The organism is Bacillus sp. SN32 (genome assembly GCF_002837495.1).
In the GTDB taxonomy this organism is placed as follows: Bacteria; Bacillota; Bacilli; order Bacillales; family Bacillaceae; genus Bacillus; species Bacillus subtilis.
In genome coordinates, this window is the sequence record NZ_PJCT01000004.1 from 13,262 (window position 1) to 39,236 (window position 25,975).

At 44.8% G+C, this 25,975-nt stretch carries 27 protein-coding genes; 16 read left to right on the top strand and 11 right to left on the bottom strand.

The features are described from left to right. Window positions 1-150 precede the first annotated feature (150 nt). The 4 genes from tcyC to bsdA all read right to left on the bottom strand — a co-directional run bounded on the left by tcyC (window position 151) and on the right by bsdA (window position 3,393). Window positions 151-894: a cystine ABC transporter ATP-binding protein TcyC gene (tcyC, locus tag CW370_RS16025; RefSeq protein ID WP_003246629.1), complete on the bottom strand. Its 744-nt coding sequence runs from the start codon at window positions 892-894 to the stop codon at window positions 151-153. A 13-nt stretch (window positions 895-907) separates the two neighbouring features. Beyond that, the gene (gene tcyB / locus CW370_RS16030) at window positions 908-1,612 is read right to left on the bottom strand and encodes a cystine ABC transporter permease TcyB (protein ID WP_003234541.1); all 705 of its coding nucleotides are present in this window, start codon (window positions 1,610-1,612) and stop codon (window positions 908-910) included. Then, a complete protein-coding gene (tcyA, locus tag CW370_RS16035; RefSeq protein ID WP_003246699.1) occupies window positions 1,599-2,405 on the bottom strand; it encodes a cystine ABC transporter substrate-binding lipoprotein TcyA in 807 nt (268 codons plus the stop codon). Before tcyA ends, tcyB begins: the two co-directional genes overlap by 14 nt. 115 nt (window positions 2,406-2,520) lie before the next feature. After that, window positions 2,521-3,393, bottom strand: coding sequence for a transcriptional regulator BsdA (gene bsdA, locus CW370_RS16040; protein ID WP_003246552.1), 873 nt, complete (start codon window positions 3,391-3,393; stop codon window positions 2,521-2,523). A gap of 89 nt (window positions 3,394-3,482) precedes the next feature. On the opposite strand from bsdA, the gene CW370_RS16045 reads away from it, so the two are divergent. The 5 genes from CW370_RS16045 (at window position 3,483) to CW370_RS16065 (ending at window position 7,138) form a co-directional block, all read left to right on the top strand. Beyond that, window positions 3,483-4,097 carry a non-oxidative hydroxyarylic acid decarboxylases subunit B gene (locus CW370_RS16045; RefSeq protein WP_014478815.1) on the top strand — a complete coding sequence of 205 codons (615 nt, stop codon included), beginning with the start codon at window positions 3,483-3,485 and terminating at the stop codon, window positions 4,095-4,097. A 2-nt stretch (window positions 4,098-4,099) separates the two neighbouring features. After that, window positions 4,100-5,521: a phenolic acid decarboxylase BsdC gene (gene bsdC / locus CW370_RS16050; RefSeq protein WP_003234529.1), complete on the top strand. Its 1,422-nt coding sequence runs from the start codon at window positions 4,100-4,102 to the stop codon at window positions 5,519-5,521. Window positions 5,522-5,537: 16 nt separating this feature from the next. Then, window positions 5,538-5,765: a phenolic acid decarboxylase subunit BsdD gene (gene bsdD, locus CW370_RS16055; protein WP_024571634.1), complete on the top strand. Its 228-nt coding sequence runs from the start codon at window positions 5,538-5,540 to the stop codon at window positions 5,763-5,765. Further along, window positions 5,762-6,226, top strand: coding sequence for a pyridoxamine 5'-phosphate oxidase family protein (locus CW370_RS16060; RefSeq protein ID WP_015715237.1), 465 nt, complete (start codon window positions 5,762-5,764; stop codon window positions 6,224-6,226). Before bsdD ends, CW370_RS16060 begins: the two co-directional genes overlap by 4 nt. A 66-nt stretch (window positions 6,227-6,292) precedes the next feature. Continuing rightward, on the top strand, window positions 6,293-7,138 hold the full coding sequence (locus tag CW370_RS16065) for an alpha/beta fold hydrolase (protein WP_101169809.1): 846 nt from the start codon (window positions 6,293-6,295) through the stop codon (window positions 7,136-7,138). A 40-nt stretch (window positions 7,139-7,178) separates the two neighbouring features. Here CW370_RS16065 and CW370_RS16070 read toward each other — a convergent pair whose 3' ends face one another. Then, complete coding sequence (locus CW370_RS16070; protein WP_003246610.1) at window positions 7,179-8,657, bottom strand: peptide MFS transporter; 1,479 nt, start codon at window positions 8,655-8,657, stop codon at window positions 7,179-7,181. Window positions 8,658-8,936: 279 nt separating this feature from the next. On the opposite strand from CW370_RS16070, the gene CW370_RS16075 reads away from it, so the two are divergent. Next, on the top strand, window positions 8,937-10,691 hold the full coding sequence (locus tag CW370_RS16075) for a right-handed parallel beta-helix repeat-containing protein (RefSeq protein ID WP_101169810.1): 1,755 nt from the start codon (window positions 8,937-8,939) through the stop codon (window positions 10,689-10,691). A 14-nt stretch (window positions 10,692-10,705) separates the two neighbouring features. Here CW370_RS16075 and CW370_RS16080 read toward each other — a convergent pair whose 3' ends face one another. Further along, window positions 10,706-10,927, bottom strand: coding sequence for a hypothetical protein (locus CW370_RS16080; RefSeq protein ID WP_015715241.1), 222 nt, complete (start codon window positions 10,925-10,927; stop codon window positions 10,706-10,708). A 125-nt stretch (window positions 10,928-11,052) separates the two neighbouring features. Here CW370_RS16080 and gerKA point away from each other — a divergent pair, with 125 nt between their 5' ends. Genes gerKA through gerKB form a run of 3 tightly spaced genes read left to right on the top strand, consistent with a single transcriptional unit; the run spans window position 11,053 to window position 15,046 of the window. After that, window positions 11,053-12,687, top strand: coding sequence for a spore germination protein GerKA (gerKA, locus tag CW370_RS16085; RefSeq protein ID WP_101169811.1), 1,635 nt, complete (start codon window positions 11,053-11,055; stop codon window positions 12,685-12,687). After that, window positions 12,677-13,900 (top strand): spore germination protein GerKC, encoded by a 1,224-nt coding sequence (gerKC, locus tag CW370_RS16090; RefSeq protein WP_024571690.1) that lies wholly within the window; start codon window positions 12,677-12,679, stop codon window positions 13,898-13,900. The genes gerKA and gerKC overlap by 11 nt, the downstream gene beginning before the upstream one ends. 24 nt (window positions 13,901-13,924) lie before the next feature. After that, complete coding sequence (gene gerKB, locus CW370_RS16095; protein ID WP_024571689.1) at window positions 13,925-15,046, top strand: spore germination protein GerKB; 1,122 nt, start codon at window positions 13,925-13,927, stop codon at window positions 15,044-15,046. A gap of 104 nt (window positions 15,047-15,150) precedes the next feature. Here the strand turns inward: gerKB and CW370_RS16100 are convergent, their stop codons facing one another. Next, window positions 15,151-15,831, bottom strand: coding sequence for an ABC transporter ATP-binding protein (locus tag CW370_RS16100; protein WP_014662766.1), 681 nt, complete (start codon window positions 15,829-15,831; stop codon window positions 15,151-15,153). A 15-nt stretch (window positions 15,832-15,846) separates the two neighbouring features. Next, complete coding sequence (locus CW370_RS16105) at window positions 15,847-17,313, bottom strand: ABC transporter permease (RefSeq protein ID WP_024571688.1); 1,467 nt, start codon at window positions 17,311-17,313, stop codon at window positions 15,847-15,849. A 212-nt stretch (window positions 17,314-17,525) separates the two neighbouring features. Between CW370_RS16105 and yclJ the strand changes: the two genes are divergently transcribed. From yclJ to phrC, 4 genes are all read left to right on the top strand, one after another. Then, window positions 17,526-18,209 (top strand): two-component system response regulator YclJ, encoded by a 684-nt coding sequence (gene yclJ, locus CW370_RS16110; protein ID WP_003246532.1) that lies wholly within the window; start codon window positions 17,526-17,528, stop codon window positions 18,207-18,209. Then, window positions 18,196-19,617 carry a two-component system sensor histidine kinase YclK gene (gene yclK / locus CW370_RS16115; protein ID WP_080262590.1) on the top strand — a complete coding sequence of 474 codons (1,422 nt, stop codon included), beginning with the start codon at window positions 18,196-18,198 and terminating at the stop codon, window positions 19,615-19,617. The genes yclJ and yclK overlap by 14 nt, the downstream gene beginning before the upstream one ends. A gap of 163 nt (window positions 19,618-19,780) precedes the next feature. Then, on the top strand, window positions 19,781-20,929 hold the full coding sequence (gene rapC / locus CW370_RS16120; RefSeq protein WP_024571686.1) for a response regulator aspartate phosphatase RapC: 1,149 nt from the start codon (window positions 19,781-19,783) through the stop codon (window positions 20,927-20,929). Continuing rightward, window positions 20,913-21,035, top strand: coding sequence for a phosphatase RapC inhibitor PhrC (phrC, locus tag CW370_RS16125; RefSeq protein ID WP_003224994.1), 123 nt, complete (start codon window positions 20,913-20,915; stop codon window positions 21,033-21,035). The genes rapC and phrC overlap by 17 nt, the downstream gene beginning before the upstream one ends. A gap of 97 nt (window positions 21,036-21,132) precedes the next feature. Here the strand turns inward: phrC and CW370_RS16130 are convergent, their stop codons facing one another. From CW370_RS16130 to CW370_RS16140, 3 genes are all read right to left on the bottom strand, one after another. Continuing rightward, a complete protein-coding gene (locus CW370_RS16130; RefSeq protein WP_015482794.1) occupies window positions 21,133-21,222 on the bottom strand; it encodes a YjcZ family sporulation protein in 90 nt (29 codons plus the stop codon). A gap of 81 nt (window positions 21,223-21,303) precedes the next feature. Then, on the bottom strand, window positions 21,304-21,417 hold the full coding sequence (locus CW370_RS16135; RefSeq protein WP_014478831.1) for a YjcZ family sporulation protein: 114 nt from the start codon (window positions 21,415-21,417) through the stop codon (window positions 21,304-21,306). 152 nt (window positions 21,418-21,569) lie between these two features. Then, window positions 21,570-22,934 (bottom strand): aspartate kinase, encoded by a 1,365-nt coding sequence (locus CW370_RS16140; RefSeq protein WP_024571685.1) that lies wholly within the window; start codon window positions 22,932-22,934, stop codon window positions 21,570-21,572. A 385-nt stretch (window positions 22,935-23,319) separates the two neighbouring features. On the opposite strand from CW370_RS16140, the gene yclN reads away from it, so the two are divergent. Genes yclN through yclP form a run of 3 tightly spaced genes read left to right on the top strand, consistent with a single transcriptional unit; the run spans window position 23,320 to window position 25,962 of the window. Beyond that, a complete protein-coding gene (gene yclN / locus CW370_RS16145; protein WP_014475804.1) occupies window positions 23,320-24,270 on the top strand; it encodes a petrobactin ABC transporter permease YclN in 951 nt (316 codons plus the stop codon). Further along, window positions 24,263-25,210: a petrobactin ABC transporter permease YclO gene (gene yclO / locus CW370_RS16150; protein WP_014475805.1), complete on the top strand. Its 948-nt coding sequence runs from the start codon at window positions 24,263-24,265 to the stop codon at window positions 25,208-25,210. The genes yclN and yclO overlap by 8 nt, the downstream gene beginning before the upstream one ends. Then, window positions 25,204-25,962 (top strand): petrobactin ABC transporter ATP-binding protein YclP, encoded by a 759-nt coding sequence (gene yclP, locus CW370_RS16155; protein WP_024572612.1) that lies wholly within the window; start codon window positions 25,204-25,206, stop codon window positions 25,960-25,962. The genes yclO and yclP overlap by 7 nt, the downstream gene beginning before the upstream one ends. Window positions 25,963-25,975 lie beyond the last annotated feature (13 nt).

Sequence of the window (25,975 nt, forward strand, 5' to 3'; positions counted from 1 at the left end):
CGAATTTAACATTCGCTGTGCTCCAATGCTCGCCCTTCCTAGACTTCAAAGGTTTTCAATCACGCTGAAAATCACAAAATCCTAAAACGAAAATCGTTTTAGGATTTTGTCAATAATCTGAAACAGGGCGCTGGCGCCCTGTTTTTCTTATTACAGCGGGTTCAAAATCCGGTTCAAGAACCGCTGTGTCCGTTCTTCTTTTGGTGCGGAGAAAATTTGCTCCGGCGGTCCTTGCTCCACGATAACGCCGCCGTCGATGAAGATGACTTCATCCGCAACTTCCTGCGCGAACTTGATTTCGTGGGTCACGACGACCATGGTCCAGCCTTCATTGGCCAAGTCCTTGATTACCTTCAGCACCTCTCCGACAAGCTCGGGATCAAGCGCTGAAGTCGGTTCATCAAACAGCATGAGCTCAGGCTGAATTGCCAGTGCGCGGGCGATGCCGACGCGCTGCTGCTGTCCGCCGGAAAGCTGGAACGGATATAAATCCATTTTGTCCTTCAATCCGACTTTATCAAGAAGCTGAATCGCTTCTTTTCTGACTTCCTCTTTGTTCCGTTTTTGCACCTGAACAGGGCCCTCCATCACGTTTTCGAGGGCTGTGCGGTGCGGGAACAGGTGATACGCCTGAAACACCATTCCGGATTTTCGGCGAAGCTTTAGGATATCTGCCTGTTTCACCTTTTTGGAGAAATCGATGGAGAAATCATCAAATGCAAGCTCTCCGCGATTCGGGATCTCCAGAGCGTTCAGGCAGCGGAGCAGCGTCGTTTTCCCTGAACCTGAAGGCCCAAGTATGGCGATGACTTTTCCTTTTTCAATCTTCATATCTATCTTTTTTAAAATTTCATTTTCACCGAATGATTTGTTTAATCCTTTAACGGTAAGCATACTCGGAACCTCCTTATTTGGCCACGTAGCGGTCAAGACGCCGTTCGATGACATGCTGGACGAGTGAGAGCAGGAAGCAGATAATCCAATAAATAAAGGCTGCTTCAATATAGATCACTAAAATTTGATCAAGATTCCGCGCGCCGATTTCCTGGGCTTTTCTGAACAGCTCAGCGACCAGAATTTGAGAGGCGAGGGATGTATCTTTAATCAGGCTGATAAAGGTATTGGATAATGGCGGGATCGACACACGAAACGCCTGCGGCAAAATGACGCGGAACAGCGTTTTTTGATGTGTCATGCCAATTGTGTAGCCGGCTTCCCATTGCCCTTTCGGCACGGATAAAATAGATGCCCGAATGATTTCAGATGCATAGGCGCCGACGTTTAATGAAAAGGCGATAACTGCGCTTGGAAATGGATCTAATGTGACGTTAAAGGCCGGGAACAGATAGAAAATGATGAACAATTGAACGAGAAGAGGAGTGCCGCGTATTGCGGATACGTATACGCTGAACACCCATCTCAAAGGTCTCACTTTCGACATTCTGGCAAGCGCCGTAATCAGCGCCAGGATCATTCCGAATATAAAGGAAAGAATCGTAAGGGGAATCGTATAGTAGATTCCCCCTGAAAGTATCGGCCAGAATGACTGCTGCACCAGATCCCACGGGATCGCCGTGCCAAGCGTCAATGCCGGCAGATTATTTAGAAACATCTTCGCCGAACCATTTTTTAGAAATTTTAGAAAGAGTCCCGTCCTCTTTCATTTCTTTTAATGCTTTGTTGACTTGATCAACAACCTCGCCGCTTCCTTTACGGAACGTGAAATATGTTGACTGAGGCTCACCTGTTTCAAACGCGATTTTCACGTTTTTATTGCCAGATGTTTTTAAGTAGTTCAATACGGCAAGCTTATCGTTGTATGTCATATCGACGCGGCCTTGCTGGATCATTTGAAGGGCCTGCGCCATGCCTTCAACGCCTTCTACTTTAGCGCCGGCATTTGTAGCTAATTTGTTGTAGTTGCTTGTCAGTGATTGAGCTGACGTTTTTCCTTTTACATCTGCTTCAGACTTAATATCGTTGTTGTCTTTTTTCGTTACGACAACGGCTCTTGATGTTGTGTATTTATCTGAGAAATCATATTTGTCTTCACGATCTGTTTTTCCGACTTGGTTGGCAACAACGTCAAACCGTTTGGAATTCAGGCCGGCAAACATACTGTCCCACTGTGTTTCCTTAAAGTCGACTTTAAGCCCGAGGCGTTTTGCGACTTCTGTGATAACTTCGACATCATAGCCAGTCAGTTTATCAGTGTCTTTGTCGTGGTAAGTGAACGGCTCATATGTTCCTTCCGTTCCGACTGTGAGCACACCTTTTTTCTTAATTGAAGCCCAAAGATCGCCATCTTTGGCATTATCTTTTGACTGATTGTCATTTCCTGCTCCGCAAGCTGCAAGAGCTGCAATACTTACGACCATGAATAAAGCCAATAATGCTTTTTTCATCTTATTCCCCACTTTTCTGGTTGATTTTATTGAAATAAAAAATTAGCTTACAAATCTAAAGGATAACTTTTTTTTAGTATGAGTCAAGTATTTGGTTTTCATAAGACAAAATCTTTTAAAATAAATCCAAAAATTGCTGTGCCGGTTTAGGCAAATAACTGTCCGTTCTCCACATGACAGCCGGTGTCATAATGAAGGGATTATTTTCGATATGGACGGTGTGAACGTGATTTCTCATATGAACGGGAATCATTGTGACAGGCAAAATAGACGCGCCGAATCCGGATGACACGAGGCTGAGCAAAGTTGCAGAGTCGTGGCATTCACAAACAATGCGCGGCTCCAGGTTCAAACGATGAAATTCATTCATGACCTGATTATAGACGCCTTTTCCGTTGACAGGCCGCAGCAGGATCAGCGGAAATGAAGGAATGTCCACCATCTTAATGGTGTCTCCGCACGGATATCCGGCTTCATCTGAAAGCACGAGCACACATGGAATGTCATCAAGCTGCTTGAATTGTACTGTGTCACTTTTGATCAGTGTTGTCGTGACCGCCGCATCGATTTGCCGGCTTTCCAGCAGCTCCAACAGTGTCGCGGGCTCATTTTCCCAAATATTAAAGGTGAGATGGGGGTATCTCTCTTTGATCTGTGTTACTTTTTCAAGCATCAGAGCCGCGCAATAAATCGTTGATCCCACGGCAAGTGTGCCGGCTACCTCCTCCTTCAGCTCCTGTACCTCAATGACTGCATCTTCAAACCTATGCAGAATCTCTTTTGCTCTTTTTAGAAAAACAGCTCCTTCATATGTAAGAGTCATTTGTTTTTTCTTGTTCCGGTCGAACAGAACAACACCAAGCTCGTCCTCCAGCTGTTTGAGCTGCCTGCTTAAAGGCGGCTGCGCCATGTGAAGCTTTTTGGCTGCGGACGTGATTTTCTGTTCTTGGGCAATGGTAATGAAATATCGAAGCTGGCGAATGTCCAAAAGAAAGCGCCTCCTTATCATACCTTTTAGGTATTAAATATAGATTTAATAGATATTTTTCATATGGATATATCAGGAGTATGATTGAAATGAAAGCAGAATTCAAGCGTAAAGGAGGGGGCAAAGTGAAACTCGTTGTCGGAATGACAGGGGCAACAGGGGCCATTTTCGGGGTCAGGCTGCTGCAGTGGCTGAAGGCCGCCGGAGTGGAAACCCATCTCGTTGTGTCTCCTTGGGCAAACGTCACGATCAAACACGAAACAGGCTATACGTTACAAGAAGTAGAACAACTGGCCACATACACTTACTCACATAAGGATCAGGCGGCAGCCATTTCAAGCGGGTCGTTTGATACCGATGGAATGATTGTTGCGCCGTGCAGCATGAAATCTCTCGCAAGCATTCGCACCGGAATGGCGGATAATCTGCTGACACGTGCGGCGGATGTCATGCTCAAGGAGAGAAAAAAACTCGTCCTCTTAACGAGAGAGACGCCTTTGAACCAAATTCATCTCGAAAATATGCTAGCGCTTACGAAAATGGGTACAATCATTCTTCCTCCGATGCCGGCATTTTATAATCAGCCGAGCAGCTTAGAGGAAATGGTTGACCATATTGTTTTTAGAACGTTGGACCAATTCGGCATTCGGCTTCCTGAAGCGAAGCGCTGGAATGGGATTGAAAAACAAAAAGGAGGAGCTTGATCATGGCTTATCAAGATTTCAGAGAATTTCTCGCTGCCCTTGAAAAAGAAGGACAGCTGCTTACAGTGAATGAAGAGGTAAAGCCGGAACCGGATTTAGGGGCCGCCGCACGGGCAGCCAGCAATCTTGGCGATAAAAGCCCTGCGCTCTTATTTAACAACATTTACGGCTATCATAACGCGCGAATTGCGATGAATGTCATCGGCTCTTGGCCAAACCATGCCATGATGCTGGGCATGCCGAAAGACACACCGGTAAAAGAACAGTTTTTTGAATTCGCAAAGCGTTATGACCAATTTCCGATGCCTGTCAAACGTGAGGAAACAGCGCCATTTCATGAAAATGAAATCACAGAAGATATCAATTTGTTCGATATACTGCCTCTTTTCAGAATTAACCAAGGTGATGGAGGCTACTATTTAGACAAAGCATGTGTCATTTCCCGTGATCTTGAAGACCCTGACAACTTCGGCAAACAAAATGTCGGCATTTACAGAATGCAGGTCAAAGGAAAAGACCGTCTCGGCATTCAGCCTGTCCCGCAGCACGATATTGCAATCCATCTTCGCCAAGCTGAAGAACGCGGCATCAATCTTCCGGTCACCATTGCGCTTGGCTGCGAGCCGGTCATTACAACGGCGGCATCGACTCCGCTTCTCTATGATCAATCAGAATACGAAATGGCAGGTGCGATTCAAGGCGAACCATATCGCATCGTCAAATCAAAGCTGTCTGATCTGGATGTTCCGTGGGGCGCTGAAGTGGTGCTTGAAGGTGAGATTATTGCCGGAGAGCGCGAATATGAAGGGCCGTTCGGTGAATTCACAGGCCATTATTCCGGCGGACGCAGCATGCCGATTATCAAAATTAAACGCGTCTATCACAGAAACAATCCGATCTTTGAACATTTATACTTAGGCATGCCTTGGACAGAATGCGATTACATGATCGGCATTAACACATGCGTGCCGCTTTATCAGCAGTTAAAAGAAGCGTATCCGAACGAAATTGTGGCAGTGAACGCCATGTACACACACGGTTTAATCGCGATTGTTTCCACAAAAACCCGCTATGGCGGATTTGCGAAAGCGGTCGGCATGCGCGCACTCACAACGCCGCACGGACTCGGCTACTGCAAAATGGTCATTGTCGTTGATGAGGATGTCGATCCATTCAACCTTCCGCAGGTCATGTGGGCGCTTTCGACCAAAATGCATCCGAAACATGATGCGGTCATCATTCCGGACTTATCTGTCCTGCCGCTTGATCCGGGATCCAATCCATCAGGAATCACTCACAAAATGATTCTTGACGCCACTACACCGGTTGCGCCGGAAACAAGAGGCCATTATTCACAGCCGCTTGATTCTCCGCTAACAACGAAAGAATGGGAACAAAAACTAATGGACTTAATGAATAAATAAGGAAAGGATGTTCGAAATGCATACATGTCCTCGATGCGACTCAAAAAAGGGAGAAGTCATGAGCAAATCGCCTGTAGAAGGCGCATGGGAAGTTTATCAGTGCCAAACATGCTTTTTTACATGGAGATCCTGTGAACCGGAAAGCATTACAAATCCCAAAAAATACAATCCAGCGTTTAAAATTGATCCAAAGGAAACAGAAACAGCAATTGAAGTTCCGGCGGTGCCGGAACGAAAGGCTTGATCGGCGTGAACAGTATGTCAGACCGTCTCTTTGAGCTGCTTGACGGGAGATGCCTGAATGAGAAGCAGCATGAGGCCTTCGTTCTGCAAACAGTATCAGAGGATGGCTGGCCGCATGCCGCTATGATCAGTGCAGGTGAAATTATCGCGCTGAGCCGAACTGATATCCGAATCGCTCTGTGGAAAAACACAATGACTTCGGCCAACATCCTTCGCACAGGAAAAGCACAGTTCACGGCATGGTGGAAGGGAGCGGCCTATTATGTGAAGCTTGAATGCGCGCCTTTACCGCCTTTGAAAGATGCCGAATATGATAGAGACCGTTTTTCCTGCCGCATCGTTTCAGTGAAGGAGGACGTTGCGAAATACGCTGATTTGACTTCAGGTGTCCGTATACAGCTTCACAGCCCTGAAGAGGTGCTGGGCAGATGGGAAAAGACCCTGGAAGATTTAAAACGGTAATAGCGATAGCCTGACGCCATGCGTCAGGCTTTTTTTATATAATGAAAACAAAAGGGGGCGTGAGAAATGGAACGTGCGGGGATCTGTCACTCGGACGGCTTTGATTTAGCTTATCGAATTGAGGGAGAGGGCGCACCCATCCTTGTGATCGGGAGTGCGGTTTACTATCCGCGCCTTTTTTCCTCAGATATCAAACAGAAATATCAATGGGTCTTTGTCGACCATAGGGGATTTGCTAAGCCTAAGCGGGAGCTTCGTGCGGAGGATTCGGGGCTTGATGCCGTCTTGGCTGATATCGAAAGGATGAGAGCATTTCTTCAGCTTGAGGATGTTACTATCCTGGGACATTCCGGGCACGCTTTTATGGCTTTAGAGTATGCCAGGACATATTCCAAACAAGTTCGGAAGGTGGCGCTCTTCAATACTGCGCCTGATAACAGTGAAGAAAGACAGCGAAAAAGCGAATCATTTTTCATGGAAACAGCCAGTCTTGAGAGAAAGAAACGCTTTGAAAAAGACATCGCGAATTTGCCGCAGGACATCGAAAAAGATCCTGAAAGGCGCTTCGTGCACATGTGTATTCGCGCTGAAGCGAAAAGCTTTTATCAAGAGCGGCCGCATGCTGCGGCCTTATGGGACGGTGTATTCACGAATATGCCGATCATGGATGAATTATGGGGCAAAACATTTGCCCGGCTTGATCTTATTCAGCGGTTAGCTGATGTTCGTATGCCGGTGTATATCGGATTAGGGAGATATGATTATTTGGTTGCGCCTGTTGCGCTATGGGATGCTGTTGACGGTTTATATCCCCATGTGGATAAGGTTATTTTTGAAAAGAGCGGCCATCAGCCGATGCTGGAAGAACCGGAAGCCTTTGATCAAAGCTTCAGCAAATGGCTGGATCAATAAAAAAACAGCCCGCAGATCAAAATCCGCGGGCTGTTTCTGATTATAAGACCCCTTTCATCGCGCGTTTGATAACCGGCGAGAGCAGCAGGAGAATGCCGCCAAGAACGATAGAAATCAAACCGATGGTGCCGAAGTACATTGTTTCAGGAATTTTATCAAACAATCCGGCTACTTGGGCATTGATCGCTTGGGCTGCTGCGTTCGTCAGAAACCACATACTCATTGTCTGTGCAGAGAAGGCAGCTGGTGCCAGTTTCGTTGTCACGGATAAACCGACTGGAGACAGGCACAGCTCTCCAAGCACGACAAGCAGGAAGCTGAGAACGAGCCAAAGCGGGCTTACGAGTGCTTCTTTTCCTTGCATAGCAGGGAATACCATAATGATAAATGACAATCCGGCTAAAATAATTCCGATTGAGAATTTAACTGGTGTAGACGGCTGACGTTTGCCAAGCTTCATCCAGAGCCATGCGAATATTGGCGCAAAAATGACGACAAACAATGGATTTAATGATTGGAACCATGATGACTGAAGTTCGAATCCGCCCAATGAAAGTCTTATGCGTTCATCAGCGTATACCGCAAGAATGGTCGCTCCCTGTTCCTGAATGGCCCAGAACATGACAGCACCGATAAACAAAGGAACGTAAGCGGCAAGACGGGATTTTTCTGTTTTGTCCGCTTTTTTGCTTGTAAACATGATGATGAAATAAATCACAGGAATCAAAATACCGAGAATACTTACAAGGTCGATGAAACGTTTGATCGTCAGCACGCCTGTTTGTACAGAGATAATCACTGCGATCGCCACAATGATAACACCGATTCCGGTGCCAATTGCAGATTTTTTAGACAGCGGATTCGGCACATTGGAACCTGCAAGCCCGAGGTTTTTCTTTCTTGTCAAAGCAAATACGATAAGTCCGAGAAGCATTCCGACCGCGGCAGCTCCGAATCCGAGATGATAGTTGTACTTCTGTCCGAGTGTTCCGACAATTAACGGCGCGAGTAAACCACCGAGGTTAATCCCCATGTAGAAAATACTGAAACCTGAGTCGCGGCGCGGGTCTTCTTTCGTGTAAAGATCCCCAACTACGCTTGAAACGTTTGGTTTTAATAAGCCTGTTCCGACAATGATAAGCACCATACTGATATAGAATGCTATCGAACTGCCCGGATAGGCGAGTGCAATGTGGCCGAACATAATGAATATGCCGCCGTAAAACACGGTGTTTGCGGTACCGAATACCCGGTCAGCGAGCCATCCGCCAATAATGGTGGACATGTATACGAGTGATCCGTAAATCGACATAATGGCAACCGCAGTGCCCTTGTCAAAGCCGAGCCCTCCGTTTACCGTCTCTGTATACAAATAGTAAAGTAAGATTGCTCTCATTCCATAGTAAGAGAAACGCTCCCAAAATTCGGTGAAAAATAGTGTAAATAGTCCTCGCGGGTGACCAAAGAACCCTTTTTGCGGGACGCTTTTAATGATACTTTCGTTATCAATCGAAGCCATGTCAGCCAAACCCTTTCTAAAAAAAGTGTATTATAAAAATCATATTCTTATATAATACTTGTGTCAATATAATTTATACTCATTTCAAATAGTTCCATATTGGAAAAATTATAAATACCTAAAAATAGTGATTTCCTCCTAATTTTTAAACTTTTTATCGTGAGATTTTCTTACACAACTATTCCTTTATATTTTTTTAATAAAATTTTAGAGAAATGTACAAGCAGATCGGGCCTTTGTGAGTAACATGATAGTAATCATAGAGAAGGAGGCTCGCAATTGGCTGAATTCATATTAAATGCAGCGGATTTCGGTGTTCCTGGAGATGGTAAAACGGATTCGACAGAACGGATTAATCAGTGCCTCAGTACAGCTGTTTCGAAAGGCTATCATACTGTCTGGTTTCCAAAGGGAACATATTTAATAGACGCAACGCTTGGCGGAGATCTTAATCAGAGGTTTCGAAACGCGGGGATCATTGTTCCCGGCAACCTTGAGATTATGATGGACCCCGAATGTATCATGAAAGTGATACCGAATAGTTCGTGGGGTTATTCCGCATTTTATGTAGGCAAGCAAGAGAATATAACCATTTCCGGGGGACAAATTATCGGCGAACGGGATGAGCATACGTATGCCTCGGCAGGGATAAGGTCAACCCATGAATGGGGCTTTGGCATATGTATTGAAGGATGCTCGAATGTTGTCATTGATGATGTGAAAATATCCGATTTTACGGGCGATGGGATCATAGTCAGCCCAAGGGGATTAAAGACCAATCAAGATTATCGAACGTCAGAGCAAATTATCATCCGCCGCTGTGAGGTTCGGCGGTCGAGGAGAAATAACATTTCCATTACCGGATGTGACATGGTCACGGTGGAGGAATGCTTGATTGAAGATGCCGGAACGGGGAATGGAACAGCCCCGAAATTCGGAATTGACATTGAAGGATATGGCGAAGGTGAAGTTGATTATGAGGAACCGATTAATGTATCAATTCGCAATAACCACTTTGTTGGAAACGTTTCAAGTTCTGTGACCAATTTTAACGGGTATGGCATTTTAATAGAAGGAAATCACTCAGACAATACAATCAGCTACGGATATGGGACGCAAACAGTGATCAAGGGCAATATTCTGAGACGCCCTGAAGACGCGGCGGCTGCGCCAAGAGTCGGGATAACCGGACTCGGTGTATCACAAGGAAAAGAGACCAGTGATGCAGTGATCGCTGGCAACCTCATTACCGGATTTTCAACTGGAATTGATGTCAGAGGAAAGAGCGTTCTTGTGACGAACAACAAAATCAGCAACTTTGAAAACACAGGGATATTGGTTTATCAGTCTTCCGATGTAAAGGTAGACGGAAACCAAATTCAAAACGGACTGTCTGAAACAAGGCGCAGCATCGGTCTTCGCGCAGTGCTGTCAGATGACATCGCTTTTCTGAATAACTGTCTCATTCAAGTCGTTGACGGTGTGAACGTTTCCGGCGGAAATATGATCATTAAAGATAATCTCCTGAGAAAATTCAGCCGGGGCATTTGGATTGCTCAAGGGAACGCGGTGATTGAAGGGAATACACTGAATCCTGACACGTTTGAAGCAGTACCGGAATCATATTCTGTTTCCGTCACAAACAATGCCGGCGCCATCATCAAAAACAATACATTTAAAGAGTTCAAAAATTACCCCATTTATTGCTCCACAAGTGCAAAAACCTCAATTATCGGCAACCACTTAGAGAGATCTCCGCTTTTGGTCACCATCTATATCAGCGCCGGTGTGCATGAGATTTTTGATAATACCATTTCAGTCAACAGAACAGCCGGGAATCCGATTGTGATTTATATTAATGGCTCTGCAGGCTCTATCATCTCTGGAAACACCATCAATAACCTCTCCACGGGCACTGCGATAGCTATTCAAACAAACACGGCAACCAATTCCAAAATCATTGGCAACCGCATTTTTAAAGGGACAATCAACAAACACAGCAGTGATACAATAGACGGCAATATGATTGTCTGAAAAAAGCGCCCCCTCTAGGGGTTCTTTTTTTTCGATTTATAGATCACGTACATTTCTCTCACAAGTACTAAAACAAAAAATAAAAGCACGACCCATTCCGCAAATGTTGTCATCTTAAAGCTGGACATATTGTTATAAACGGCTTTTGTTAAACTGAACCCTTGAAGCATGTCCATCAACACAGAAATAGCTAATAAACAAATTAATATGACTCCGGTCACGCCCAATATCTTCATGCTTCATCATCCTCCGCTTTTAGTGTCTATCGTTGGCGGAGAAGTTATACCGCATCTAACCCTAATGCATAATCTCAATTTTAAAAGAAAGAATATGAGAAAACGACAAGGAAAGGTATTTGTGTATGCCTTTATTTTCTAAGCGAAAGAACAATACCGATTCAAAAGACAAGCAGAATACAGACAAAAGGAACCAGGAACAGCAGCAAGAAAAAGAAAGGCCGGTTCTCATTTCTCCAAGTTTGGCAAAGAATATAGCGGAAACGAAAAAGGAAGTCGGAAGCAGCTCTGACGTCATCATTCGCGAGATTAAAATCGGGGAGCAGGATCGTGTCCATCTAGCTGTTATTTATATTGCTGGGCTGGTCGATAATAACACGATCCATGAGTCGTTAATCGATCCATTGGTACAGGATGAGTCTATCCAGAATTCCCATGCGATCCAGCAAATTCTTGAAAAAACGCTCCCGCTGGGCGGAGTGAAAGCGGAAAAGAGCTGGGACAAGCTTTTTTCCGAGTTAATGCTCGGCAATGCGCTCATTTTTGCTGATGGCTATGCCGAAGCGCTGATTTGCAGCACTCAAGGGGGAGAGCAGCGCTCCATCCAAGAGCCGAGCACCCAGGTGTCATTCCGCGGCCCGCGCCAAGGGTTTACAGAGTCTCTGCAAACCAATATTTCCATGATCCGGCGATACATTAAAAATCCGAATTTATGGGTTGAAAAAATGAAAAAAGGTTCTGTTACGAATACGGATATCGCTCTCATGTACATTCAAGGAATATGTGATGAAAAGGTGCTGAAGGAAGTGAAACAGCGCCTGGAAAAAATAGATATTGACAGTATTTTGGAATCTGGATATATTGAGCAGCTGATTGAAGATGAAACCTTTACGACGTTTCCGACTATGTATCATACAGAACGCCCTGATGTTGTAGCGGGTAATCTGTTAGAAGGAAGATTCGCAATTATTGTGGACGGAACACCGTTTGTGCTTATAGCCCCGGCCTTATTTGTCCAGTTTTTTCAGTCTGTTGAGGATTATTATTCGCGTTTTGACATTGCGACAAGCATAAGAATTCTTCGTGTTTTAGTCTTTTTCATTTCGCTTGTGGCTCCGGCCGTATACGTGGCAGCCACGACGTTTCATCAAGAAATGATACCGACTCAGCTGTTAGTGGTCATTGCGGCCCAGCGGGAAATTGTCCCGTTTCCGGCTGTTGTGGAGGCGCTGACGATGGAGGTTGCTTTTGAGATTCTGAGGGAAGCGGGAGTCAGGCTGCCCCGGGTTGTCGGCTCGGCAGTGTCAATCGTAGGCGCGCTCGTAATCGGCCAGGCTGCCGTACAGGCTGGTATCGTCTCTCCGGCAATGGTGATTATCGTGGCACTCACCGCGATTGCGAGCTTCGCAACACCGGCGTTTGCAATGGCGATTTCAGCTCGGCTTATTCGGTTTATCTTTATTATTGCCTCAGCTGTTATGGGTTTTTACGGGCTGATTTTAGGGATCATTATGATGTTTGTCCACTTATGCAGTCTTCGTTCATTCGGCGTTCCATATATGTCGCCGCTTGCACCCTTTTCTTCACAAGGCGTAAAGGACGCGCTTTTCCGGGTTCCGTGGTGGGCCGATGAAAAAAGGCCGGAATCGGTCAGTAAGGAAGATAAGGTGCGGCAGGGGCAAGATCAACGCCCAGAGCCGGCCGCTTCACGAGGAATGGTGAACAAAGATTTGGAAGAAGGGGATCAGAATGGTACGTAAATGTCTATTAGCCGTTCTCATGCTTTTGAGCGTCATTGTGCTGCCCGGCTGCTGGGATAAGCGGGAGCTGACGGATCTTGCGATTATCTCGGCGATTGGCATCGATCGGACAAACGACAGCAACTACGTGCTGCATCTTCAAATTATCAATCCAGGAAATGTTGCCGGCGGCCTTCAGGGAGGCGGTGCTGGAGACAGGCCGCCTGTATCTGTCTATTCGATTGAAGGTAACAATATAACGGAAGCACTCAGAAAAGCCTCCATGAAGGTATCACGGCGGCTTTATTTTGCCCATACCAATCTAGTCGTGATCAATGAAAAGCTGGCAAAAGAAGAAGGTTTGGATTTTGTATTAGATAATCTTGACCGGGACACAGAATTCAGGACAACAGCAACATTCGTCGTTGCTCATAAAACAAAAGCAGAAAATATTGTGAAAATCTTGACGCCAATTGATAAAATTCCATCAAATAAAGTCAATAAAACCCTGGATTTCACGGAGGCGCAATACGGGCGGGTGGTCAAAACCAATATTCAGGACGTTTTGAAAACACTTGCCGCCAACACTATGGCACCGGTTATCCCGGGATATATGATGATTGGTGACGATAAAAAAGGAGTCAGCATGGAAAACACGCAGGCGACTGACCCGAAAGCCATTCTTCAGGCAGATGGTTTGGCGGTTTTTGACAAGGCAGGTTATTTAAAATATTGGCTGGAAGATGATGAAAGCGTAGGGGCAGTCTGGCTTATGAATAAGATCCAGCATACGTTTATTAATGCTGACTGGGGCAAGACGAAGGATGCGGTCAGCTTGCAGGTTACCCATCAAGATACAAAGCTGGTACCGAAAATGCGGAACGGACGTCCGTACATCCATGTGAAAGTGTCGGTTGAAGGTATTATAGATGCTGTCAAATACCCTTTCCAATTGTCTGATCCCAAGGTGCTGGCCGCTATTGAAAAAGCGCTCAACAAAGAGCTGGAAAGGGAAATCAGCCAAACTGTGAAAAAGATTAAGAAGAATAAAATAGATTTTATCGGTTTTGGTGACACGATATATAGAAAGTATCCGGAGCAGTGGGAGAAAATGAAGGACACATGGGACAAAGAGTATTTGCCTGAACTGCCCATCGATGTGAAGGCCGAGACGTATATCAGAAGGACGGGATTGCGAAACAATCCGATCAAACACCAGTTTAAAGATGATTAGGTCTGAAGAAAGGGGAAGTGACAGATGGAAAAAGCCAGAATAAGCATAAGGCAGCTGTTTGTCATGATTATCATTTTTGAACTGGGCAGCTCCTTATTGATTACACCGGGATCAATGGCGGGCAGGGATGCTTGGATAGCAGTTTTATTAGGCTGTGCGATCGGACTGTTTCTTTTCTATTTGTATCAAGGCATTTATCAATGTTATCCGAATTCTTCTCCGAAAGAATATATGGATGATATGCTGGGAACCAAGCTGAGCTGGCTATTTTCATTTCTCTATATCTTGTACTTTGCCTATATTGCCGCAAGGGTGCTGCGTGACTTTGGAGAAATGCTGCTGACGTTTGCTTATCATGATACACCTATCATTATTGTAAATGCTTTATTAATGGTAGTAAGCATATATGCCGTAAGAAAAGGAATTGAAGTGCTCGCACGCGCGGCCGAACTTCTTTTCGGGGCCATGTATTTACTGGGCGCGATCGGCCTCGTGCTGATTATTGTCTCAGGCACTATAGACCCGCACAATTTAAAGCCGGTTTTGGCAAACGGCATTTCTCCTGTCCTTCACTCTGTTTTCACACAGACCATGTACGTTCCATTTGGTGAAGTTGTTTTATTTGTGATGATTTTCCCTAACCTGAATGACAGAAAAGATGTGAAAAAAATGGGGATGATCGCCATGGCTATCAGCGGATTGATTGTGGCGCTCACCGTCGCGATTAATATCAGCGTGCTTGATGTTGATCTTACACTCAGATCCCAGTTTCCGCTTTTAAGCACGATCCAGACAATCAAGGTCGAAGAATTTTTAGACCGGCTCGATGTCTTTTTTATGCTGGCGCTGATCATCGGGGGCTTCTTTAAGGTCAGCCTCTACTTATATGCCACTGTGGTTGGGACATCTACGCTCTTTAAGGAAAAGAACCCCTCTCAATTGGCTTATCCGATGGGATTGGGCATCTTAATCCTTTCTATAACGATCGCGACTAACTTTTCGGAGCACTTGAATGAAGGCCTGAATGTGGTGCCGCTGTATATTCATTTGCCTTTTCAATTATTGTTTCCGCTCTTTCTGTTTATTGTGGCTGTTTGGAAAAAGAAACGAAGAGAGAAGTCAAAAGGGGCGGAAGCAAAAAAATGATAAAAAGAGCGGGGGGATGCAGCCGCCGCTCTTTTTATGTTCACTTCTATATAAAAGGGGGATATAGGGTGCGCCCCTGTCTGCACTGGCAGAGGCGCGTTTTGTTATACGACTGCGACGTTTTCCTTCACAGTAAAGCTTCCTCTTGAAAGTCTGATATTGATGTCTGACACTTTTGCAATTTGTTCATCGTGCGTCACCATAATGACGCATTTATCTTCCTTGTGCGCCAGATCCTGAAAGAGCCGTACGATCTCTTTTGATGTGTCCTCATCAAGGTTTCCGGTCGGTTCATCGGCTACGATAAGATCCGTGTCACAGCAGAAAGCCCTTGTAATTGATACCCGCTGCTGCTGTCCGCCGCTCAGTGTGAGCACTTTTTGCCGGGCTTGTTTTTCGTTGATGCCAACCTTCTGCAGCATGTCAAGCGCATATGATTCTTTGTTCTTTTCTTTAGAACCTGTGATTTCCATAGCGGTTGTGACGTTCTGCAAAGCCGTCATATACGGGAGTAGGTTGTACGCCTGAAAGACGATTGATACATATTGATTTCTGAAATTGGTTAAGCCGATTTTAGAAACCGCTTTTCCGTCGTAAAGGATGTTTCCTTCTTTTGGTGCGTCAAGTCCGCCTGCCAGAGACAGGAAAGTGGTTTTCCCCGTCCCTGATGTGCCGACGATTGTGTAGAATTTGCCTTTTTGAAAGCTGATGTTAATATCCTGAAACAATGGCTGGCTTTTGTCTTTATACCAGTAGCCGACTTGCTGAAATTCTAATAAGCTCATAGGTTCCGCCTCTTTCTATTCCTGTTTTGTCAATATCGTTTTCGGATGAAGCCGCAGTACTGAAATTGACGGCAGCAATGTTGCAATGATTGCGATTAGGATGCCGATCCCGCCAAGAATAAGCATGTCGTTCATAGAAACCGCGACGTTCAGTGAATCGATAACGTCCACGTTTGATGAACTGTGGCCGAACATTCCGCCGCCCATGCCGCCACCGCCGCCGGGCATTTGTCCGCTTGCGGTTTGCGTTGAATCGGTTGATGAACTGATCTGCTGGGATAAAAGCTGATTTCCAAGCTGATTCGCGACGAGATTTCCCGTCACAGATGCAAGGCCGATAGCGATAACGGCCACGGTCAGAATCTCAGTCAAGAACTGTCCAATCAAATTCCATCGTTTTTCACCGATGGCCATTAACACGCCCATTTCGTATTTGCGCTCCCTGATTGACATCATGACAATCAGGCCAAGGATGACGGCGCCTGCCACTGATACAAGATACACAACGTTTTTAGAGAAAGAAGCCACATTTTCAATCGGGCCGACCATTTGCTGGTAAAGCTGATCGTTTGTATTCAGTGTGTACGTATCGAAGTCAATTGATGTTTTCTTCGCTGCTTTTACGAAAGCATCCATATTTTTCGCGTCGTCCATATAGTAAACAGCTGAGTCAATCGTATTTTTATAGTCGTCGCCTTTCAGCGCCGCTGTTGCTGTGTAAGGCGTATAAAGCTTGTTATAAGGATTTAAGAAAGAGAAATTTTGGGCTTGGTCATCACCTGAAGATGTTGTTTTATAAATACCGACGATCTTCAGCTTTACTGTTGTATCCTCATCCGTTGCTGATTCAATTGTGATCGAATCGCCAACGCTTAAATCATTTTCTTCCGCTAATGTTTCGTTGATCACTGTTACTTTTTTGCCGACATCTGATTTTGTAATCGCGCGTCCGTCTGTGATTTTTGAATCTCCGTCAGAGAAATCATCGACTAACGCTGTGCTGATCACACCTTCAATAGAAAGATCGGCTTGCACCATTTGTGGTCCGCCTTGTCCTCCGCCTTGGCTGTTTTTAGCATTTGAGTTTGAACTGCTTGAGCTGGAGTCGCTTGAACTAGAGCTTGAGCTTTCAATCGCATCAAAGTTTCCCGCGTTGGCTGAAGCTGATGTGGTGTAATTGTAGCTCTTCACATGATCAAGCGCTGCAAGCTTATTCGCATCAGACACTTTGATCGGTGTGGATTCGAAGCTGCGCTTTTCACCGCTGTCCTGCTGTTTTTCCATTTGCTTTTGGCGGTCAACCTGAAGTGTCACGCTTCCGCCGAGTTCCTGTCTGGCCAGTTCGCTTGATTTTTGTGCTGCCGACTGGATGGTGAGGCCTGATAGAACAAAGACACATATGACTGTAAACACAAATAATTGCAATAACGTTTTTCCCTTTTTAGCCTTCATATTCCAAAAGGCCCGTTTGATAAAGTTCATTTATGTTCCTCCGTATAGGTACTTTGATTGATAAGGCCGCCTCTGGGGCGGGCTTGCTTATTGATAAATTAATAGTAGTCCAAAGGTATGAAAAAAATATGAACAATCTATTTCTAGTTGATGAAATAAAAACTAACAATTGTGAAACGCAAAACCTTCTGTTTAAAATGGTGCTATTATATAAAAAAGCATCAAAACAATCGGAGGATATAATGAAAATATTAATGATAGAAGATAATGTTAGTGTATGTACGATGACGGAGATGTTTTTTTTTAAAGAAGGTTTTGAAGCGGAATTCGTTCATGACGGGTTAGAAGGGTACCAGCGTTTTACGGAAGAAAATTGGGATCTGATCATTTTGGATATCATGCTTCCATCTATGGACGGCGTGACCATCTGCAGAAAAATAAGAGAGACAAGCACGGTGCCGATTATCATGCTGACTGCCAAAGACACTGAATCAGATCAGGTCATCGGCTTTGAGATGGGGGCGGACGATTATGTCACAAAGCCGTTCAGCCCGCTGACATTGGTTGCCCGCATCAAAGCCGTCATCAGAAGATACAAGGCGACAGGCAAAGCGGTTATTGATGAAGATATGATCGAAACGGAATGCTTTACCATTAATAAGAAGACGAGAGAAGTATTATTAAATGGAGAGCCTGTAGAAAATCTCACGCCGAAGGAATTCGATCTGCTTTATTACCTTGTCCAAAATCCGCGGCAGGTGTTCTCAAGAGAACAGCTGCTTGAGCAGGTATGGGGCTATCAATTTTATGGAGATGAGCGAACGGTTGACGTTCATATCAAACGGCTGCGGAAAAAGCTTGCCAGCGAAGACAAGCCTTTCTTGTATACTGTGTGGGGAGTAGGGTATAAATTTGATGAAGATTAAATATTTATATCAGCTGCTGCTAAGCCATATCAGCATTTTGATTTTAGCGTTTGTTATTATCATTTCTCTGTTTTCCCACTTTGTGAAAGAATTTGCCTATCAAAACAAAGTAGAGGAATTGACGTCATATGCGGTGCAGATCGCAAATGAATTCCAAGCCGGCCAGGTGGACATGCGCAGGCTCTATCCTTATCAGGACATTTTAAGCACAAGAAAGACGCAATTTATCATCTTTAATGAAGAGCAGCAGCCTTATTTTCTTCCTGAAGGCTTTCATCACCCACCAAGGGAACAGCTGAAGAAATCAGAATGGAATAAGCTGAAAAAAGGGCAGACTGTCATGATCAGGGCAGATGGCCGTTTTGATGATGAAGTGTCCCTTGTGGCGCAGCCTTTATTTGTTCAGAACGAATTTAAAGGCGCCGTTCTGCTGATTTCTCCGATCAGCGGTGTTGAACAGATGGTCAATCAGGTCAACCTCTATATGTTTTACGCTGTGATCAGCACGCTTGTGATTACGATTCTTGTGAGCTGGCTTCTGTCCAAATTCCATGTCAAGCGGATTCAAAAGCTGAGAGAAGCGACAGATAAAGTGGCTTCCGGCGATTATGACATCCATTTGGAAAACAGCTACGGGGACGAAATCGGCGTACTGGCGTCTGACTTTAATATCATGGCGAAAAAACTAAAGCAGTCAAGGGATGAAATCAATCGCCTTGAGAAGCGGAGAAGGCAGTTTATCGCTGACGTGTCACATGAATTAAAAACACCGCTGACGACGATCAACGGTTTGGTTGAAGGGCTGAACAGCCATACGATTCCTGAGGATAAGAAGGATAAATGCTTCTCGCTGATCAGTGAGGAAACGAAGCGCATGCTGCGGCTCGTAAAAGAAAATCTGGATTATGAAAAAATCAGATCCCAGCAAATTACCTTGAACAAGCTAAACGTTCCTCTGATCGAGGTGTTTGAAATCGTGAAAGAGCACTTGCAGCAGCAGGCGGAAGAAAAACAAAACAAGCTGATGATCCAGGTAGAGGATCACGTCATCGTACATGCCGATTATGACCGGTTCATTCAAATTCTCGTCAACATTACGAAAAACAGCATCCAATTTACGCAAAACGGTGACATTTGGCTGCGCGGAATGGAAGGTTATAAAGAGACGATTATTGAAATTGAAGACACGGGTATCGGCATTCCAAAAGAGGATATTGAGCATATTTGGGAGCGATTCTATAAAGCAGATATTTCAAGAACGAACACGGCATACGGTGAATACGGACTCGGTCTCTCGATCGTCAAGCAGCTTGTTGAAATGCACCAGGGCACAGTAGAAATCAAGAGTGAAGAAGGGAAGGGCACAAAGTTCATCATCCGCCTTCCTTTAACGGCAAAACAGCAATAGCATACAGGGCGGCGGCATCATCTGATGGAGCCGCCTTTTTTGCACACCGCTTCGGTTTATTGCGTGCTCCCGAAAACAAAGATTGCGTGTTTTTCGGGTTGGGACGGTCTATAAACATGATAAAATATGACATAAACAGTTTTTGATGGGAGAGGGTGAAGGAATGAAGAGCGGGGTAATTCCTTCTTCAGCGGTCGGTCAAAAAATTAACGAGTGGTACAGATATATCCGGACATTCAGCGTGCCGGATGCCGAAGTGTTAAAAGCTGAAATCCAGCAGGAACTGAAACATATGCAGCATGATTCCAACTTGCTGCTTTATTATTCACTAATGGAATTCCGGCACCAGCTTATGCTGGATTATCTTGAGCCGTTAGAGAAATTAAATATCGAAGACCAGCCAAGCCTGTCTGAATTATCAAGAAACATTGACAGCAACCAGGCAGATCTCAAAGGGCTGCTCGACTATTACGTGAATTTTTTTCGCGGAATGTATGAGTTTGATAAGCGGGAATTTATTTCTGCCATTACATACTATAAACAGGCGGAGAAAAAGCTCTCCTTTGTCGCAGACCATATTGAACGGGCTGAATTCTATTTTAAAATCGCGGAAGCTTATTATTATATGAAGCAAACGTATTTTTCATTGATTAATATAAAAAACGCCTATGAAATTTACGTGGAGCAGGAAACCTATAATGTGAGAATCATTCAATGCCATTTCGTGTTCGGGGTCAACCTGATGGATGAAAGAAATTTCGAACAAGCCGCACGCCATTTCAAATTGGCGCTCAATATGGCCCAAGCGGAACAAAAAGCCCAGCTGGTCGGAAGAGCATACTACAATCTCGGATTATGCTATTACAATCAAGACCTTCTAGGCCCTGCCATTGATTACTTTGAAAAAGCGGTCTCCACGTTTGAAAGCAGCAGGATCGTCAATTCTCTCCCGCAAGCCTATTTTTTAATCACCCTGATTTATTATAAACAGGGAAAACATGATAAAGCTTCGGAATATCACAAGCGGGGCTATGAATATGCTAAAGAAACAGACGATGCAGACTATGCCGTAAAATTCGAGTTTTTGCAATCCCTATATCAGGATCAGCCCAATGAAGAAGGAATCGAACGATGTTTCCAATACTTAAAAAATAAAAATATGTACGCTGATATAGAGGATTTAGCCCTAGAAGTAGCAAAATATTACTATGAACAGAAATGGTTTAAACTGTCTGCTTCCTACTTTCTACAAGTTGAAGAGGCAAGAAAACAAATACAAAGGAGTGAAGGTTTGTATGAAATTGAAATCTAAGTTGTTTGTTATTTGTTTGGCCGCAGCCGCGATTTTTACAGCGGCTGGCGTTTCTGCTAATGCGGAAGCACTCGACTTTCATGTGACAGAAAGAGGCATGACGTAAGAACAAGCCCCTTCTCATTTGCGAGAAGGGGTTTTTCTTTTCAAAAACACCGCAAGACATAGTCTTGCGGTGCCGCCTTCATGGAGATTACGTTTATTTAGTAGCCTCCTACAAATGCAGTTCCCACAATGATCAAGAGGATAAATAACACAACAATCAAAGCGAAAGAAGTTCCGTAACCTGACATTTTGTGCACCTCCTTGCGAGATTGCTTCAGCAAATGCTGCAAAACTGTGGCGGACAGGGTCCCGAAGAGACGGTCAGCAGCTTAGTAGCCGCCAACAAACGCAGTCCCTACGATAATTAAAAGAATAAACAATACAACGATTAAAGCGAAAGAACTGATGCCGCCGTAACCGCCGCCGTTAGAGTATCCTGACATAAGGTTTCACCTCCCTATGAAGGATACTATAAGATATGCTGAACCGATCCATTTGGCAGGGATAATAGTGGACAAGAGAAAAAATGAACAATTCGGCTATATGAAGGTGATATAAAAAATAGCGGGCGCTGCCGCCCGCTATTTATGTACGATTAAGAGATTAATACGCCCGCGAAAAATTCCTGGTATAACGCTTGAACGGCTTTTCTTTCTTCGGCTTCTTTTACGCCAAACATCATGCTCACTTCAGAAGACCCCTGATTGATCATTTCGATATTCACCTGTGCCTCTGATAATGCTTTGGCGGCTCTTGCCGTTGTACCGACATTGTGGCGCATCGCTTCCCCTACAACCATAATCAGGGCGAGATGATGCTCCACGATGACTTCATCGGCATGCAAATCCTCTTCGATCCGTTTGATGACGCTGCGTTCAGTGGCGGCATCCATTTGCCCCTGCCGTAAAATGATCGTCATGTCATCGATTCCCGATGGAACATGCTCATACGTCAAACCATGCTCCTCCAGGATTTGAAGGGCTCTGCGGCCAAAACCGATTTCTCTGTTCATGAGATATTTGCTGATATAAATGCTGCAAAAACCGGTGTCGCTGGCAATGCCGACGACAGGCCCGTTTGTGTTATCCCGCTTGCTGACGACGCGGGTGCCTTCGGCTGAGGGGTTGTTCGTATTTTTGATCTGAACAGGAATCCCCGCTCTGAATGCCGGAATGAGCGCTTCATCATGAAACACTGAAAAACCCGCGTAGGACAGCTCCCGCATCTCTCTATATGTCAGCTCGCTGATTTCCTTTGGATTCTCAACGAAGGACGGATTGACAGAATACACAGCGTCTACGTCTGTAAAGTTTTCGTACAAATCGGCTTGTAGTCCGTTGGCAAGAATCGAACCGGTAATATCAGAACCGCTCCGTGAGAATGTGATCACATCGCCATCCTTGCTGAATCCGAAAAAACCGGGAAAAATGATGAGTCCGTCACGTTCCCGAAGACGATAGAGGTTTTGATAGGATTCAGGAAGAACTTGCGCGTTGCCGGGTTCATTTGTCACAAAGAGGCCGGCATCCTTCGGGTTTACATACTCCGCTTTGACGCCTTTATAGCGGAAGTAAGCGGCGATCAGCTTGGCATTGTTATCCTCTCCGCTGGCCTTGACTGCGTCAAGGTATTGTTCGGGATTGCTTTTATCTCCTTCTAAAAGCGTGAACAGATCATCTCTGATTTTTTCGATAATGCCTTGCCCCAGCTGAAGCTCAGTGGCGATGAGAGCGTACCGTTCCACAACCGCTTCCGCCAGTTCAGGTGCGCTGCCTGATGCCAAATATTGTTCTGCACATGCGATTAAGAGATCAGTCACTTTCGTATCCTCGGCATAGCGTTTTCCCGGAGCTGAAACGACTACAGCTTTCCGTGCCGGGTCTGAGGTAACGATGTGAAACACCTTGTCAAGCTGGGCGCCTGAAGCAAGTGAGCTGCCTCCGAATTTAACGACCTTCATGTTTACATCTCCTAATGTTTAAAATTTTCACACAAATTTAGTATTTATTATCTCTCTTTCAGTACTGTAAATCAAGGGGTAATTTCTTTCTGGAGAGAACATTTGTATTTTTCACGAGGAATATTGTCAGGTTTGCTGACCGTATACCTGCGTTATAAAGATAAATATGGTAAAACAGCCTAACGTTTTGGGATGGAAAATGGTCAGAATGATTAGTAAAATGGATAAATGACTAGGTTAATATTTTTAAAGAATATTGACTAACCCTAGAAAAATGGTAATATGTAAATGATAATGATAATCAATTACTATATGGCCATATTGTTTTGAGTCCTTGCGGAGTAGGAGATACGTTCTTTTTGCTGTAAGGATGTAAGGAGGCAGCATGAAGCTACGTTACTTATTTATTCTACTTATCATATTAGCAGTCACGTCTGTATTTATCGGTGTAGAAGATCTGTCGCCGCTTGATCTCTTCGATTTAAGCAAACAAGAGGCGTCAACGCTGTTTGCAAGCCGTTTGCCGCGATTGATCAGCATTGTCATCGCGGGATTAAGCATGAGCATCTGCGGTTTGATTATGCAGCAGATCAGCAGAAACAAATTCGTGTCACCGACGACGGCGGGCACGATGGATTGGGCGAGGCTCGGCATTTTAATTTCCCTGCTGCTGTTTACATCCGCCAGTCCTTTAATCAAAATGCTGGTCGCGTTTGTCTTTGCCCTTGCAGGAAATTTTCTGTTTATGAAAATCCTTGAAAGAATCAAGTTTAACGACACCATCTTTATTCCGCTTGTCGGTTTAATGCTCGGGAATATCGTCAGTTCAATCGCGACATTTATCGCATATAAATATGACTTGATCCAGAATGTGTCATCATGGCTGCAGGGAGACTTCTCTTTAGTCGTGAAAGGAAGATACGAGCTTCTTTATCTGAGTATTCCGCTCGTCATCATTGCCTATGTGTATGCGGATAAATTCACATTGGCCGGTATGGGTGAAAGCTTTTCTGTCAACCTCGGCCTCAAGTACAAACGGGTTGTGAACATCGGGCTCATTATCGTGTCCCTGATCACGTCCCTTGTCATTTTGACTGTCGGTATGCTGCCGTTTCTCGGTTTAATCATCCCGAATATTGTATCGATTTACAGAGGAGACAATCTGAAGAGCAGCCTGCCGCATACTGCGCTGTTGGGAGCGGTTTTTGTGCTGTTTTGCGATATACTGGGCAGAATCATTATCTTCCCTTATGAAATCTCGATTGGCCTGATGGTCGGAATCATCGGCAGCGGCATTTTCCTGTTTATGCTGTTAAGGAGAAAAGCCTATGCGTAACCAGATGAAAATAGCTTTGCTCGTTGTTTTAGCCATTGTATGTATCGGCTTGTTTCTGTTTTATGACTTAGGCAATTGGGATTACACCCTGCCGAGACGAATCAAAAAAGTCGCTGCCATTGTGCTGACGGGGGGAGCGATTGCGTTTTCGACCATGATCTTTCAAACGATTACGAACAACCGAATCCTGACGCCGAGCATTTTGGGCCTCGATTCTCTCTACATGCTGATTCAGACTGGCATTATCTTTTTGTTCGGTTCTGCGAATATGGTCATCATGAATAAAAACATCAACTTTATCATCTCTGTTCTGCTGATGATACTGTTTTCTCTTGTTTTGTATCAGATCATGTTCAAAGGTGAGGGGAGAAATATCTTTTTCCTTCTGCTTATCGGAATCGTGTTTGGCACGCTGTTCAGCAGCCTGTCTTCCTTTATGCAGATGCTGATTGATCCGAATGAGTTCCAAGTTGTGCAGGACAAGATGTTTGCCAGCTTTAACAATATCAATACGGATTTGTTATGGCTCGCGTTCATCATCTTCCTGCTGACAGGCGTTTATGTCTGGCGTTTTACAAAATTTTTCGATGTGCTGTCGCTCGGACGCGAGCACGCCGTGAATTTGGGCATTGACTACGACAAAGTGGTGAAGCAGATGCTGATCGTGGTTGCGATTTTGGTTTCTGTTTCAACAGCGCTAGTCGGGCCGATTATGTTTTTAGGCCTTCTGGTCGTCAACCTGGCGAGAGAATTCCTGAAAACATATAAGCATTCATACTTAATCGCAGGCTCCGTTTTCATCAGCATCATTGCGCTGGTCGGAGGGCAGTTTGTGGTTGAGAAAGTGTTTACCTTCTCAACGACGCTGAGCGTCATTATTAATTTTGCCGGCGGGATTTATTTTATCTACTTGCTGTTAAAGGAGAATAAATCATGGTAGAGGTCAGAAATGTAAGCAAACAATATGGCGGGAAAGTTGTTCTTGAAGAGACGTCAGTCACGATTCAAAAGGGCAAAATCACCTCGTTTATCGGTCCTAACGGCGCCGGCAAAAGTACGCTGCTGTCTATCATGAGCCGCCTGATCAAAAAGGATTCCGGCGAGATTTACATAGACGGACAAGAGATTGGACAATGTGACAGCAAAGAGCTTGCCAAGAAAATGAGCATTTTGAAGCAGGCGAACCAAATCAATATCAGGCTCACGATCAAAGACCTCGTCAGTTTTGGCAGGTTTCCGTACTCACAGGGCCGGCTGACAGAGGAAGACTGGGTTCATATCAACCAGGCGCTCAGCTATATGAAGCTGGAAGAAATTCAAGACAAATACTTGGATCAGCTGAGCGGCGGACAGTGCCAAAGGGCATTTATCGCCATGGTCATTGCCCAGGACACAGATTATATCTTTCTGGATGAGCCGCTGAACAATCTGGATATGAAACACTCAGTTGAAATTATGAAACTGCTGAAACGGCTGGTAGAGGAGCTTGGAAAAACAATCGTGATCGTCATTCACGATATCAATTTTGCTTCAGTCTATTCTGACTATATCGTCGCTTTGAAAAACGGCCGAATCGTAAAAGAAGGACCGCCTGAAGAAATGATAGAAACATCGGTGCTTGAGGAAATCTACGATATGACCATCCCGATTCAGACGATTGATAATCAAAGAATAGGTGTCTATTTTTCTTAATATAAAGAAGAGG